Raw genomic sequence first — 15,194 nt, 5'->3', positions numbered from 1 at the left:
CTTAAAGCGACAGTTTATTCAGCTTACGCCCGCCATAGGCCAGATTGACCAGACCGCGGGTGACGAGAATCGCTGTGAACATTGAGGTCAGAATCCCCACCGACAGGGTTACGGCAAAGCCCTTGACCGGACCGGTCCCCATGGCGAACAGGATAACGGCCGCCAGCAGGGTGGTGATATTGGCATCGAGAATGGTCGAGTACGCGCGCTCGAAACCAGCATGGATCGCCGACTGTGGCGGCAGGCCATTCCTCAGCTCCTCCTTGATGCGCTCGAATATCAACACGTTGGCATCCACCGCCATACCGACCGTCAATACGATACCGGCAATACCCGGTAGCGTGAGCGTGGCCGACAGAATCGACATAACCGACACCAGCAGCACCAGGTTCAGCGTCAAGGCGATGTTGGCCAACACCCCGAACACGCGGTAGTACAGCAGCATGAAGGCCAGCACCAGTGCAAAACCGATCTGCACCGAGGTGATACCCATGGCGATGTTCTCCGCCCCCATGCTCGGGCCCACTGTGCGCTCCTCTACGAAGTAGATCGGCGCAGCCAGCGCACCGGCACGCAACAGCAGCGCCAACTCGGACGACTCCTGCGAGCTCTCGAGGCCGGTGATGCGGAATGAGTTACCCAGCGTGCTCTGGATCGTCGCCAGCGAGATGATGCCCTTTTCGGTATACGGAATACGCTTCTCGACTGTTTCACCGTCCACGTTTTGCTGAACAATGCGCGACTTGTGCTCGACAAAGAGTACCGCCATGCGACGCTGGATCGCGTTGCGGGTCACACGGCTCATCATCTGACCACCCTTGCCATCCAAGGTGATATTCACCTGCGGCATGCCGTTCTCATCGAAGGACGCCTGGGCGTTGGCCACATTGGACCCGGTGATGATGATATCTTTCTCCAGCGTTGCCTTGCGGCCCGGCTCATTACGGAACTCGTAGGATTCGGTGGTCACACGGCTCGCATCAGGCTTGGCCTCCAGACGAAACTCCAGATTCGCCGTTTTACCGATGATGCGTTTAGCCGCAGCGGCGTCCTGAATACCCGGCAGTTGCACCACGATACGGTTGCGGCCCTGACGCTGAACCAGTGGCTCGGCCACACCCAGCTCGTTGACTCGGTTACGCAGTGTAGTCAGGTTCTGCTTGACCGCGTAATCCTCGATCTCGCGGATCGTCTGCTCGGTCAGATTGATATACAGAAAGTACTCGCTACCCTCGTCGGCACTTTCGATCAGGAATTCAGGGAAGTTAGTATGCAACAACGCCTGGGCGTCATCGCGCACCTGGGCATCGACAAAACGTACCGACAGGCGACCATCGCTCAGATGCTCGACTTCGCGGTAACGCAGACGCTCGTCGCGCAGCTTGCCCTTGATGTCACTGACATACACATCCAGACGCTGACCGACCGCTTGGGCCATGTCCACTTCCAGCAGGAAGTGAACGCCACCGCGCAGGTCAAGGCCCAGCTTCATAGGCCCTGCCCCGATCTCGGTCAACCAGTCGGGTGTCGTTGCCGCCAGGTTAAGAGCGACAACATAGTTGGTGCCCAGCTCCTTGCTGATCAGATCCTTGGCGCGCAACTGGGTGTCGCTGTCGGAGAAGCGGATAAGGCCGGTGCCTTCGTTCAGTTCTGCCGATTTAAATTCAACGCCAGACTGATTCAAATCCTCTTCGAGACGCTTCATCAAAGCCTGATCGACGGTATAGGCCTCTCGGGTGCCCGACACCTGTACGGCATAGTCTTCGGGATACAGGTTAGGTGCGGCATAAAGACCGGCAACCAACAACACGAAGATGATCAGGAGGTTTTTCCAGAGTGGATAGCGGTTGAGCATCGGGCTCCGTCCTCAGCAAAACGAAAGCGCCACTGACTGGGCAGTGGCGCTGGGAGATGGGATTCGATCAGATACTCTTGATCGTGCCCTTGGGCAGTTCAGCCGCGACATGGGCTTTCTGGAACTTCATCTCGGTACCTTCAGCAACTTCAAGAACGACATACTCTTCGTTCAGGCGGGTTACCTTGCCGATAATGCCGCCGGCAGTAATAACCTCGTCACCTTTGGCCAGACCACCAATCAGCGCTTTGTGCGCCTTTGCACGCTTGGCCTGCGGACGCCACATGAAGAAGTAGAAGATCAAACCAAAACCGACCAAGAAGATAATGTTAAAGAAGCCCGGATCCATTTGACCGGCTGCGGGGGCACCTTCAGCGGCTTGTGCGGTGGCGATAAGGAAGCTCATTAAAGCATTCTCCTGATAACTGATTATGAAATCTGTATGTGCGGTCTAGGGATATGTTTTTCAACCCTTGAGAGGCGGAACTTCTTGCCCTCGCAGCGCATAGAAGTTCTCCACGAAGTCGCTCAATTTACCCTGTTCAAGTGCACCGCGCAAACCAGCCATCAGCTGCTGATAATAGTGCAGGTTATGGATGGTATTGAGCTGCGCCCCGAGGATCTCTCCACACTTGTCCAAGTGGTGCAGATAAGCCCGGCTGAAGTGCTGACAGGTATAGCAGTCACATGTTTCATCCAGTGGACGGGTATCGGTTTTGTTCGCGGAATTACGGATCTTTACCACACCGGTGGTGGTAAACAGAAAAGCGTTGCGCGCATTACGCGTCGGCATCACACAGTCGAACATGTCGACGCCACGCCGCACACCTTCGACCAGGTCCTCTGGCTTGCCGACACCCATCAGGTAACGGGGCTTGTCCTCTGGCATCTTGTACGCCAGATGATCGAGGATACGCATCATATCCTCCTTCGGCTCACCCACGGAGAGGCCGCCGATGGCATAGCCGTCGAAGCCGATCTCGGTCAGACCTTCAAGCGACTCATCGCGCAGATGTTCGTACATGCCGCCCTGGACAATACCAAAGAGCGCCGATGGGCTGTCGCCATGCGCTTCCTTCGACCGCTTGGCCCAACGCAGCGACAGACGCATCGACTGCGCCGCCTCAACCTCGGTGGCCGGATGCGGCGTGCATTCGTCAAAGATCATCACGATATCGGAGCCCAGCGCACGCTGTACCTCCATCGATACCTCGGGACTCAGAAATACCTTCGAGCCGTCAACCGGCGACTGGAACGAAACCCCCTCCTCGGTGATCTTACGCATCTTGCCCAGGCTGAACACCTGAAAACCGCCAGAGTCGGTCAGAATTGGGCCCTGCCACTGCATGAAATCGTGCAGATCGCCATGCTGAGCGATGATATCGGTCCCCGGGCGCAACATCAGATGAAAGGTGTTGCCCAGAATAATCTGTGCGCCGATGCCTTCTATATCGCGTGGCAGCATCCCTTTTACGGTGCCGTAAGTACCCACCGGCATGAACGCCGGGGTCTCCACCACGCCACGGGGAAAGGTCAGCCGGCCACGTCGTGCCTTGCCTTCACTGCCAAGCAGCTCGAAGTTCATGAAACATTCGCGGCCTTGAGTAGTGTTGTCGCTCATTCGTTCTCCTGCGCTTCGCGGCGAGTCAGGAACATGGCATCGCCGTAGCTGAAGAAGCGATAGCGCTCGGCCACCGCCTCTCGGTAAGCATTCATCATGTGATCGTAACCGGCGAAGGCGCTGACCAGCATCAGCAAGGTCGACTCCGGCAAATGGAAATTGGTAATCAGCGCGTCGACGCTGCGAAAACGGTATCCCGGGTAGATAAAGATATCGGTATCCCCGTACATCGGTTCGATCTCGCCGGAGTGGCTGGCACTCTCAAGACAGCGCACACTGGTTGTGCCGACCGCGATCACGCGATTACCCCGGGCACGCGTCGCCTTGACCGCCTCACATACAGCCGGCGGCACCTCGATATACTCGGCGTGCATATGGTGGTCTTCGATACGATCAACCTTCACTGGCTGAAAGGTACCGGCCCCCACGTGCAGCGTGACAAACGCCGTCTCGATGCCCTTCTCCGCCAGCTTATCCAGCAGCGGCTGATCGAAGTGCAGCCCCGCTGTGGGTGCCGCTACGGCGCCCGGCTTACGGTTATAAACAGTCTGGTAGCGCTCACGGTCAGAGGATTGATCCTCACGCTTCATATAGGGAGGCAGTGGCATGTGACCGAAGCGTTCCAACGCTTCAACCAGGTGTCCCTCAATCTCGAAATGCAGCTCGAAAAGATTCTCCCGACGCCCTGTCACCTGCGCGATCAGCCCCCCTTCCAGCAGCAGACGCGCACCGGGCTTGGGCGAGCGGCTGGAGCGCACATGCGCCAGCGCCTCATGTTCGCCGGTCACGCGCTCGATCAACAACTCGATCTTGCCACCACTCTCCTTCTGACCGAACAAACGGGCGGGTATCACGCGGGTATCGTTGAACACCAGCAGATCACCGGGGTCAAGCAGTTCGAGTATGTCGCTGAACACACGATGATGGAGCGCACCGCTGTTACCGTCGACACACAGCAGACGGCTGGCACTGCGCTGTTCCAGCGGATAACGTGCGATCAGCTCATCGGGCAGTTCGAAATAGAAGTCTTTAACCTGCATCGGGCGGGAAGTATCAATTTTAAAGGGGCGCGAAGTTTAGCAGATTCTCGCCTTTTTCGCAGTCCTTGACGCTTACACGATTGACGAAGAGAAACAACCGCTTATAATGGCGGCCTGCTTCACCATCGACGCCCTTCCTCGCGTCGATAGCACTGTGCCGGTGTGGTGAAATTGGTATACACGACGGATTCAAAATCCGTTGCCTTCACGGGCGTGTCGGTTCGAGTCCGACCACCGGCACCATTTAGAATCAAAGCGTTAGCTTAACTTCACGAAGCCTTCACAACGTCCACATTCTCTCCAGTGTCCACAAACTGTCCACTTAATTTCAATCAGTACACAGCAGTACACCCGATCCAGTGTTCTACTTACCCGGTTAGCGGCCTGAGTCCATAGTAAGCAACAACCCATGTATACGTTGACCAAATCAACATATCCAACGCTAACGGTGTCTTCCCATCAAACCAGCCTGACAATAGCTTATCGCCGAAAATTAGTGTCACTGTAGCTGCTACAAGAACAGGAACACTTCTTGCGAGAAATATCTTCAATTGTTCGTTTTCGCTCACCTTCCCGTCCTTGTTGAGAGTAATATCCCGTCCATTGCGTCTATTCATCTCTGGTGATTACAAATTGTGGTTTTATTGCATACCTGAACGTCCATTGTTCATTGTATGACCACAATCGTATGCGCCAGATAACGACCCTGATGTACAGGTACGCGATACTCAGCGATCTTTCTTTGAAAGCAGATGGATTATTCGAAAGAGCGATTTTCCATATCGATGGATTGATTAATCCAACGCAATGATATTCGACACCTACTGCTTGGAATTCGGCTTTGGACCGCTTAGGGCGCTTTAAGCACCTTGAGCTTCTCAGCGACCAGATCGATATCCACGTCAACGGGAATATCGGTGTGTCTTCGGCCATAGGGGCTGATCGACAAAAGATTGCCACGCTCTTCCATGCGCCGACGTTTCTCGGCATCACTGCGACGATCGATGATCGACTTACGCCGCTCATCCCCCTCATACCGGGAAAACATATAGCTTTTCCACCACTCCTGCGCGAGCCGGAAAGTAGCATGATCGGGACTAAGCCGCTTGTCCGTCTCGTCAATCCAGTAAAAGACAATTCGGGCGTCAACGAGATCCTTCACAAGGCGCATGCCGCAACAACCTTTTTTTTGTTATTAGGTGGAGACAAAATATATCAATTCATCTCCAATCGGCAAATTGACCCAACGCACCAAAACGGTAGACCTTCAACAGGTAACCGTTGGTACGAACTCGACTCTAGCGACTGGGGTTTTGCTTTTAAACGGCCGCGATCTCGGCCTTGAATGCGGAATGTTGATACTGAACTGTACAGTTGCGTCCCTGTTCTTTCGCGGAATACAACGCACTATCCGCCGCATCAAACAGCGCCTGCGGGTTACAGAAGGTGTCTCCACTCTGGGTTGCTGATCCGATACTAACAGTGATGCGCTCGGAATCAGCCGTCTCGGACTCGATTTTCTGGCGGATACGCTCTGCGACTGCATGTGCTTCAATGTCACCTGTACCCGGCAAAATCACCGCGAACTCCTCACCACCGTACCGATAGACCGCACCCGGTTTGCGCACACTGCGCGATAGAATCTGAGCGACAACTTTGAGTACATGATCGCCTCGCGCATGGCCATAGGTGTCGTTGAACCGTTTGAAGTGATCAATATCAAGCACCAAAAGCGATAGCGCCTGACTGCGCCTGACTGTCTTCTGAAATTCACCGTCTATCTGTTCGTTGAAACAACGGCGGTTGTACACACGCGTCAACGCATCCAGGTTGTTCTGTCGCTTGATCTCGTTGAGCCGGCTGCCGATTGCCAAGCTCAGCAACACCATCTCGATCAGTGATCCAACCTGAAAAGCGTTTTGAGTCAGCGCGTTGTGGGGCAACAAACCGAAGGTTTTCAACATGTAGGCGAATACGCCTCCCAGCAGAGCACCGAAGGCTGCGCAGTAATACCGCGCAGGGCTCGAGCCGCGGAACAACGTCAGTACGCCAAGTACCAGCATTTCCAGACACACAACCGACGTCAGCCCCGCCATGGGGATGATCATAACTTTGTACGACAAGACCGGACTGAGCAGCAGCGAAAGCAGCACGCCCCACTCAGTCAAATAAGCGACCTTGTCGAGGCGTGGGCAGAGTTGGGCTGTGGATAGAATCTCGCGGGTAAACCTGAGCCCCCCGAACAGAGATAGCGCCAGTAATACGATCAGGCTCTGGTTGGCCAGCCAGCTGTTATCCGGCCAGAGATACTGGAAGCTAAGACCATTGTGCACCGACATGTATAAGCCGTAGCTCAGTACATATAGCGTGTAGTAGGCGAACGCTTTCTCCCTTAGCGTCATGAACATGATCAGGTTATACACGAGCAGAACGATGAAGCCCCCGTAGTAGATACCCAATGCCAGATACTCTTCTGCCGTGCGCCCGAGCAGGTTATCCGGAGTATGGGCGTAGAGGCCGATATTCAACGACCCTTCGGTCTGGAAGCGCAGATAGTAGCTTGCCTCGCTATGCGCGGGCAGCGTGACAGGAAACAGGAATTGACGGTTATCCAGAGGGCGCTGCGCAAACGGGACTCGGTCACCCGTGGATGTCTGCGACCAGCCGTCGTCAGAGCTCGGTGCCCAAAAATCGATATGATCGATCAATGGATAATCTTGCCGGATGATGAACTGCCGTGCTGAATCGGTCGTATTGGATAATGTCAGGCGAACCCACCAGGCCGATTGGGTAAACCCAAAGTTGGGCGACATATCGCCGAGCGTCTCGAAAGCCCCCTGCCGCTCTGCCGCCCGCACCTGATCAAACCCCAGCGAGCCGCTCGGGTCTTCCATAAGTGCCAGGTAAGGACGCAGATCGATGTCGCCGTGTATGCTCTCGACAGACAAAGAGGGAGCATCGGCAGCCCGAACAACGGTGGGGATGGCCGTTAGCATCATCAATATCAGACAAACGGCCAGCGCCATCCAACGGCGCTGAACACTGTCACCCACTCTATTCGCAACCCTATCGATCATAACCGGAAGACTCTGTTCCAGTATCCTTACACGACTGACCGCCAAGAATCCTACTTAGCGGCAATGGCGGGCAATGGCCGAAACCCTCTAACGCCCAGCCGGCAAATCAAGCCGACAGACTCAATTCGCCCATACCTTCGGAGCTGCTGCCCCGAACCAGTCTATACGATCGAATATGATGACTGAAGTCGAATATCACGCCGGGTAAACACCCCTTTGCTGGTTATCGCCCCCAACAGTCGTCCGTATCGCCGCCTGCTCCTTTAACGCCGGCGAAGGTGTAGGTCAGTGTGCCGCAGGCGTCTCCCTCCATGGCACTCCCTGCTCTTGGTACCGCTTGCAGGGTATAGGAACCTGAGTCGATCGCCCTGAACGACAGATTGTAGTACTTGGTACTGCCATCCTTGGGCGACTGAGTGAAAGGCAACGTCGGCGCTGCATCACTGGCGTTAAGATAGCTTCCATTACCGGTATGGTAACGCTCCATGAACTGCGACAGTTCCAACAGGTTAACCCGGGCATCGGTACGTCTGGCTTCACGCACATACTCCAGATAGGAGGGATAAGCGATGGAAGCCAGCACACCGATGATCGCAACCACGATCATCACTTCGATGAGGGTAAATCCCGCGTTACGCTTGGCGGTCAATCGGTTATCTCCTAGTTTGTGGTCAGTTCTCGCCAGGAGACACGCCCCAGCTTCATCGAACCATTCATCAATACGCACTCGGGCGTGGTATCGCTCGATCCGGCGAAGCAGACATAACGATAGCCGCTACCTGAGGAGGTCCCCTCCACGGTGGAGGAGTCCACAATACCCTTATCGGTGCTCAGACCTGATCCCGGAACCTGTACTTCCGTTTCATTGCCCTCGGCATCCTGAACTGTCACTGTCACGCTGTCTTTGTCGTCGATCACGCCATCACCGTTGTAGTCGAACAGATTGGTTGAGCTTCGACCGCCATTTGAAAGCTCCAGCGCCATTATCCAGCTATCACCGCCGGATGCGCAGGGATCATCCGAGGGAATCATGGTATTGAATACCACCTGATCCCCGGTAATGGTCGCCTTCGAGATCACGCGCTCACCCTGTGCCCCGGGCCCGCCATTTGCGACCATCCAGGCAAGATCGAGGTACCAGCCTGATTTCGTGTTATCGACTGCGTTATCGCTGATGACCCGCACGCCGAAGTCACCAACAGTCGTTTCGATGACGATCTCCTGAGACTGCAGATCATCGCGTGAGTCGATCGCCGCACCCTCGTCATAAAGCGCATAAAAACTCTGCACCTGCGGGGAATTCGATACAACATCATCGTTGACCCGGAAGTAGGCACCGGTACCAAACAGCAGCGTCAGCTTGCCGTCGCCGTTGAAGGCGGCGGTCAGCGGTGCCGTGATCGGCTGCGCAGTTCCTACGCTATCGACGGCCGTAAATAGCGGCATTGCCGACCCTTGATCCTGAAGCGCTACCGGCACACCCCATTGACCAGGATTACTGCTGTCGATATCGATTCGCCAGAGCTGTCCCTGAAGATCACCAACGTAGATGCGATCCGCTATACGGTCGGAATCGAGGTCCAGCAACAGCGGTGATCCGAGCCCTCGCGCATCAGGCAGATCGATACGCTTGATCCGGGAACCATCCGCCGCATCCAGAATCCACACATACCCCTCGTCCTGAGGCGCGTCGTAGCCACTGGTAACGACAACACCAAAGTGTCCATTGGCCAGCGCCGCCAATGCTGGCTGCTGCTTCAGTTTACCCATCAACGGGTTGGTGTACTCCCAAAGCACATCCGCACTGGCCATATGATCCGGATCGGTGATATCGAGCGCGAATACACCGCTACCACCCGCCCCCGTGGTCGCAACCGCCAGTGCCCGCCAGCCCAGTGTTGTACCCAACCACGCATCGCCAAGACGAGGCGTACCATCGACATAATACTGGTGGTCGTAATCGCTCTCGGTAAGCTTGTACAGCTCGTCCATCACTGACACAGGTACATAAGCAAACAACTCAGTGCCACCACCGACCGCCGCCGTCTCACTGGCATTGAAACCGTGCAACATGCCGTCATTTGACCCGACAACGACCACAGGGCTCTTGTTCTTATAGGCATCACTTGCACGGTATTCGGTATAGGCAGCCCCCACATCGGTGCCGCTTGGATCATTGTACTGAGCACTGCCTGACAGGAGCGCGTAACCGAAGTTGGCTTTGTGCAGATACTGCGGGTCTGAATTGACGATATCACCCAAACGCCCGCCCCGCTGACGAAAGAGCTTCGTGGTGTCTGTCGCCGTTTGTTCGTTTGCACGAACGCCACGCAGATACTCAAGCCGCTTCTGGCCAACACTGTCGGTCACACCTGTACCGTCAGTCGTGGTTTTCAGGGAAGATTTCTGTGCGCTGGTCAGCGACGCCCAAAGAAAATTACGCCCCGCTCGCGTCGCCAGACTTTGATCCTGACCTGTACCGATCGATGCAAAATCTCCCGCTGTAAACACCTTGCGGTTGCTCATATCGCTGTCGCTGAGCGCATCCAATGTATCGGCCGTGCTCCAGACTTGAGTTGTCGAGACGCCTGAACTGGTATCTGCTGACCGTGCAACCAGATCGCCGCTCCAGTGCGTGCTATCAAACAGGGCCTGAAAGACCAAACTACCGGATTCCAGGGTGCGGCTATCGAATGCAAGGGAGGTCGATGTACTCTGCAAGCTGGCTGCGATATCGGCAAAGGCCTGCTCAAGACTTGCAACCATGTCCTCCGCATCACCGGCGGTAAAGTAGTGATCGGCCCGCTTCATGTTCTGGCCCGATTGGGTCAGCGTTTCACCATTCGTGAACCACCAGTCATCCGTCATACTACTCAAATCGGTATCGTAAGGTCCGGTGATTTCAGGCAGATCACAACTGGGGTTGTTATCCGGACAGGCAGGCTCAAAACCGCCGTATTTGGCCGCCAGCCAATACTGGTTGGCCGAGCGCCCCTGAAGCGTTTGGTCCTCCAGCACGTCAACCCAGTAGGTCTCGACCGTCTGGCGCTCATCGAAATCATCTCGAATATCACGTGTGTGAATATCGAGGGCGAGTCCTGCTATGTAGGCCGAGTTCAAGCGCCCTGAAGACTCGGCAAAATTGATCCCCTCTAGCGATTCAATTTTGGACAGGAGAGAGGCGACATTCACATCGTTGTCGCTGCTCACTTCCGATGGCGTGCTAGGCTCTCCCGAAGCTGACAGGTTGTTGCCCGGCAGGTTTCGGTCACGCCAGGTGTTAACATCACCAATGCCCAATATGGCGTTCTTCTGACAGCTGTACTGAATGGGGTCTTTATCGTCGTTTTCATCGCGCCAGTCGACGATGACGGGAAAACCATCGGCCCACCGTTCCTTGGTGGATGAGGAGGGACTACTATCATGGGAGGGTGAAAAACTTGAGTAAGCACTTACTTCTGACATGCCCCTGAAGTAACGAGTGGCAGCATAATAGAGCTCACTGACAGGATCATGGGATTTGAAGTTATCTCCGGCACTGCCAACCTGCTCTTCAAACCGGTTGATATAGTTGATCACACCGCTGTAATTGACGGTTACTCCGAAGTTACTCTCGGTTGCGTTGGCATCAATACTGTCCGGATTCTGCTTGAACACCCCGGTCTGTGAATCCCACTCGACAGCCGTGTTGGCACCCCAGCCCGAAGCCGGATCCAGCGCCTGAAGGCCGATATACTTCTGTCGCGCCCGTAACACCCCGCCATCACGAAGCTGATTCGAATCGTTCAGATAACCAAACACGCTGTAACGAATTTTGTCGGAATACTCCTGCAGCAACCCCTCTGGTTTCCACACGATATTGCCGCTGCTGTCCGTATACTGGGTACAGTTGCTCTCAAGCAGCCCATCCACACACACCTGCACCCGTACACTCGCGTAGTACGCCCCCGAGCCGTTGCTCCGGTAATCGCGGTCTACGCTCACTCTTGAGCCGCTGACAGCCGAAAAAGAGAACAACATCTGCTTGCCGTAACCACCCACCTGCACGGTAAAGGAGTCAACATCAAATCCAAACGGCAGGAGGTCATCGATATCCGATCCCAGGGTGGCACGGGTTATGGTGCGGTCATGAAAGGTCCAGCCCTGCCCATCGTGCCAGGCCTTTTCAAGCCAGGTATCGTCGGCATCATCCTTGGCTCTCAAGCCGCCGGTCAGTGCCTTGCGAAACGGGTCGATGGTTTGGGTTGTGGCCCAATTCAGCAGGTTTCCGCTCCAGTAGCCGGAGCTCGCGCCGTCACAGAGTCGATCCGTATTCACCGTTTTGGGTTCGAAACGACGATTCGACTCGGTGCGACTGCCGACGTAGTCGTAACACTTGAACGAATCGAAATAGCCAACGTAGGTTTTGTCCGGATCGAAGGCGCCGATATTGGCCACGCTGTTGATCGTAGGCCACTCAACCGACGGCACGATGGCGAGGTTTCCCGGCACCCCGCCACCCAGGAACAACGGTTGCTGCGACACCTCGGCCTGGGCAGACCCAAAGCCCAGCGACGCGATCAGGAAGGAAGAAAGGGCTAACCAGCGTTTCATACTTTCACCACTTCACTCTTCAATGACATAAGTGGACTCAAGCACCACAGGACGCTCACCTGATACTCCATTGGATTGCGCCACTACTCTAACCACCATTCCGGTCGTTTCGACCTCGGCACCCGCTTCGAGCGAGCTTTCATAGGATTCCAGCTCTTCCAGCTGGTAGGTCGCCGCAACCGCACGGCCGTTCATCTGCAAAGAGATGGCACCACTGACGACCGACAGGTCCGGATAGGCACTGACAAACTGCGCCTCCCCCTCTCTGAGCGCCGCTTCAGCGGCCTGAAACGCGGTATGACGGTCGTACAGGTTGCCCGCCATGCGCTCCTCCATCGAGGTAGACTGCATTGCGCTGACACCGATAATGGAGATCAGTAACAGCATGATCAGCGCGACGATAAGCACCGCGCCGGACTCTTTTCCAGCTCTCTGATCTCTCATGGCAGGCGATTCCGAACTCCGATGGTTGACGTGAATACTCGGCGTACACGTCGGTCCGACGTGTCATGAGCGGCAAAGGGCGCACTGAGCGTCTGTGCTGATTCGAGAACGTTCTGGGTGGCGCCTGCTACCAGCAACCAAATACGCACCGCTCGCACCTGGCTCCACTGGTCATCATCCGATACGGCGTCTGCATCCTTGAACAGTTCGATGTTGTTGTCGCCATCCGTATCGACGCCGTAGACGATCTGCATATCCTCGACACCGGGTATAAGGACCTCCGAGACTGGACCCGCTTCAGTACTGGTATCAGTGACGTTCAGCCGCGTCCGATACAGCGACAGCCCCGTGCTCTCGTTGCTGTCTCGCCCGATGTAGTATCCGTAAGGCTTGAACTCGCTGAGCCGCGCAAGGCCCAGAAACTCGTAGGAGTTTCCGCTTGCAGCTGTACAGGTTTCGGGGACCGGATATCCAACCCGCTGCGTACAGTTGCCTGGCGTACCGGTCCCTGTGTTGTAAACAATCGTGCGGTTCGCCGTATTGCTGTTTGTCACCTGCAGTATCGTGGTCTGCTGCGGATCACAAATCAGCACGATCGAGCCTTTCGTCAGGTTATGAAGGTCTGCCAGTTTGAAGTTGGCCGACACGCCTGAGGGCTTGTCTTCGATCTCGTAATAGGCACCGTCACCGCCCAACATGAAGATCGCATCCGTACCGGCTACCCGCTCACCATCGGCGGTACCGAATGCGCTACCATCGTAGACCTCATCCCCTTCGTATCCACGCAATGCACCGCTGGCGAGATTGGACCACCAGGGCGTGCCGTTGAGGACGTTGGCAATCTGGTCATTCTCGCTGCAACCGGTATAGCCGGCCTGGCGCAGATCGCGGGACATGTACTCAATGGCAAAACGCCCATGCTCCTGAATACGTGCCAATGAGCTTGTAGCCGACTGAGAACGCACAGCGCCGACATAGACGATCACGACGCCAAGCAGAATGAACAGCCCGATGGTCAAGCTGATCATCAACTCGATTAAACTGAATCCCTGTTCCGTCGATCTGTATCTGCGCATATCAAATCTCGGTCTCGAATTCGAACGTTTGATTGACTGAGTCGATCGACGTGCTGTCATTTCCCTGATCATCGACAACCTCACCGCGGTAATCATTCCAGGTCAGCCTGACCGTCAGGCGATCATCGTCCCAGGACACAGCGCCAGCTGCACCATCGCCGAGCCAATCAACGACCCTGGCATTCCACCCCTGCCGGAAGCTACAGGCCACACCCGCATCCGCACAGCCGTCATCGAACAATCCTGCACGCGCATCGTCCGGTGCAGAGCGCATCGCATCGGTGAGCTCATAGGCTAGAAATGTGGCCTGGGAGCGCAGGTACGAGCTCTGGCTACCCTTGACTGTGTAGGCAAGCATGCCTGCCACACCCAGCAGACCAACAGAAATCACCAGTAGTGCGACCAATATCTCAATGAGCGAAGAGCCTCTCTCCCCCATAGTGCTATCCCCTGTATTTATCGCCGCTAGCAGTTAACCGACGAGAAAGTGCCGATCTGGCTCACCGACAATGAGCAGGCATTCCCAGGCCCTGATAACGAAAAACTGTATGCACTGTCGCCGCTGACCGAGCCATCGGCCTCAAACGTAATAGACGTGCTGCCTCCGCCCCCCGCCTGCGCGATCGTGAGACTTACACTCCCTTGAGGGGCATCCCAGGTTCTCAATACCTCACCGCCACTAACGGCAACCAGCCAACCGTTATTCCAGTTGTTCGCGTCGGCGCAGGCACTGCCACTTCCGTTGCGGCGACACAGAACGATACGGGTCGCGCGGGTAACCGCCTCGGACCGGCTCAAATAGAGCGCCGACTCCAACCCTTCTCTGGAGGCATCAAGCTGACTACGCTGGATAAAACTCTGAAAACTCGGCACACCGACGGCGAGCAGGATGGCCAGAATGGCGAGCGCAACCATCAGTTCCAGCAAGGTGAAACCGAAAGCTGACAAATGCGACCGATAAGCAGTACCGGCTACCGGTATAGAGGACGGCATATCCATATCCTTCCTATGACCCTTCTCTTGCCCGCGCCAACCCAAGACAACAAGGCATGATCAACGACCATATTACGCCCGGCACGCGTCACATGGCATTAATACCTGGGACAATACTTACCTGACGTTTTGACACATATCAAAAGAGATTAAACGCGCTATAAAAATATATGCAGAGGATATTATTAACCTGATTTCCAGCATATGTTTAAGCGATCTGCATTCATACCACAAAACCCGTATAGAGCGGTAGTCACAAAGAGATGCCGCTCAGCAATGGGCATCGCAGCCATCGGCCCAACATACGAAACTAATCTTATAATTCAAATAGTTAAATGAATAAGAGATACGCACCATACATTTTATGTACTGATTTCAGAAAACCGTTGATATAATCGCCAAAATTAACCGACAATTAACCATAAGGGCATTTAACAAAAATTAAAATTCGGTTAAGAAACGCGCTCTACTTTATACACCGATACGGAAAAAAGC

General features: G+C 55.1%; 12 protein-coding genes and 1 tRNA gene. 1 reads left to right on the top strand and 12 read right to left on the bottom strand.

The genetic code is table 11. The features are described from left to right. Position 1 precedes the first annotated feature (1 nt). The 4 genes from secD to queA all read right to left on the bottom strand — a co-directional run bounded on the left by secD (position 2) and on the right by queA (position 4,516). Positions 2-1,855 (bottom strand): protein translocase subunit SecD, encoded by a 1,854-nt coding sequence (gene secD, locus ADIMK_RS05240; protein WP_036184597.1) that lies wholly within the window; start codon positions 1,853-1,855, stop codon positions 2-4. Between the two features lie 67 nt (positions 1,856-1,922). Continuing rightward, positions 1,923-2,261 carry a preprotein translocase subunit YajC gene (yajC, locus tag ADIMK_RS05235; protein WP_036184595.1) on the bottom strand — a complete coding sequence of 113 codons (339 nt, stop codon included), beginning with the start codon at positions 2,259-2,261 and terminating at the stop codon, positions 1,923-1,925. Positions 2,262-2,321: 60 nt separating this feature from the next. Beyond that, entirely contained in the window at positions 2,322-3,440 is a 1,119-nt protein-coding gene (gene tgt, locus ADIMK_RS05230; RefSeq protein WP_036185264.1) for a tRNA guanosine(34) transglycosylase Tgt, read from the bottom strand. Between the two features lie 32 nt (positions 3,441-3,472). Next, positions 3,473-4,516, bottom strand: a complete 1,044-nt coding sequence (gene queA, locus ADIMK_RS05225; protein WP_036184594.1) for a tRNA preQ1(34) S-adenosylmethionine ribosyltransferase-isomerase QueA — start codon at positions 4,514-4,516, stop codon at positions 3,473-3,475. Between the two features lie 156 nt (positions 4,517-4,672). On the opposite strand from queA, the gene ADIMK_RS05220 reads away from it, so the two are divergent. After that, positions 4,673-4,759 (top strand) — tRNA-Leu (locus ADIMK_RS05220). 607 nt (positions 4,760-5,366) lie between these two features. Here ADIMK_RS05220 and ADIMK_RS05210 read toward each other — a convergent pair. The 8 genes from ADIMK_RS05210 to ADIMK_RS05175 all read right to left on the bottom strand — a co-directional run bounded on the left by ADIMK_RS05210 (position 5,367) and on the right by ADIMK_RS05175 (position 14,699). After that, a complete protein-coding gene (locus tag ADIMK_RS05210; protein ID WP_036184592.1) occupies positions 5,367-5,687 on the bottom strand; it encodes a hypothetical protein in 321 nt (106 codons plus the stop codon). A gap of 148 nt (positions 5,688-5,835) precedes the next feature. Further along, positions 5,836-7,593 (bottom strand): diguanylate cyclase, encoded by a 1,758-nt coding sequence (locus tag ADIMK_RS05205; protein ID WP_156042807.1) that lies wholly within the window; start codon positions 7,591-7,593, stop codon positions 5,836-5,838. A gap of 223 nt (positions 7,594-7,816) precedes the next feature. After that, positions 7,817-8,242: a type IV pilin protein gene (locus ADIMK_RS05200; protein ID WP_036184591.1), complete on the bottom strand. Its 426-nt coding sequence runs from the start codon at positions 8,240-8,242 to the stop codon at positions 7,817-7,819. 11 nt (positions 8,243-8,253) lie between these two features. Further along, positions 8,254-12,186: a pilus assembly protein gene (locus ADIMK_RS05195; RefSeq protein WP_051692499.1), complete on the bottom strand. Its 3,933-nt coding sequence runs from the start codon at positions 12,184-12,186 to the stop codon at positions 8,254-8,256. 12 nt (positions 12,187-12,198) lie between these two features. Beyond that, entirely contained in the window at positions 12,199-12,630 is a 432-nt protein-coding gene (locus ADIMK_RS21240) for a pilus assembly PilX family protein (RefSeq protein ID WP_051692497.1), read from the bottom strand. Beyond that, positions 12,627-13,706 carry a PilW family protein gene (locus ADIMK_RS05185; protein WP_051692495.1) on the bottom strand — a complete coding sequence of 360 codons (1,080 nt, stop codon included), beginning with the start codon at positions 13,704-13,706 and terminating at the stop codon, positions 12,627-12,629. Before ADIMK_RS05185 ends, ADIMK_RS21240 begins: the two co-directional genes overlap by 4 nt. Before the next feature lies 1 nt (position 13,707). Beyond that, positions 13,708-14,145 (bottom strand): type IV pilus modification protein PilV, encoded by a 438-nt coding sequence (gene pilV, locus ADIMK_RS21235; RefSeq protein WP_051692493.1) that lies wholly within the window; start codon positions 14,143-14,145, stop codon positions 13,708-13,710. 26 nt (positions 14,146-14,171) lie between these two features. Next, entirely contained in the window at positions 14,172-14,699 is a 528-nt protein-coding gene (locus tag ADIMK_RS05175; RefSeq protein ID WP_051692487.1) for a GspH/FimT family pseudopilin, read from the bottom strand. Between the last annotated feature and the right edge of the window lie 495 nt (positions 14,700-15,194).

The sequence above is a fragment of the Marinobacterium lacunae genome, assembly GCF_000705555.1.
GTDB classification, from domain to species: domain Bacteria; phylum Pseudomonadota; class Gammaproteobacteria; order Pseudomonadales; family Balneatricaceae; genus Marinobacterium_D; species Marinobacterium_D lacunae.
The sequence above is the reverse complement of the archived record's forward strand: the minus strand, read 5'-3'. Positions and strand labels throughout refer to the sequence as shown.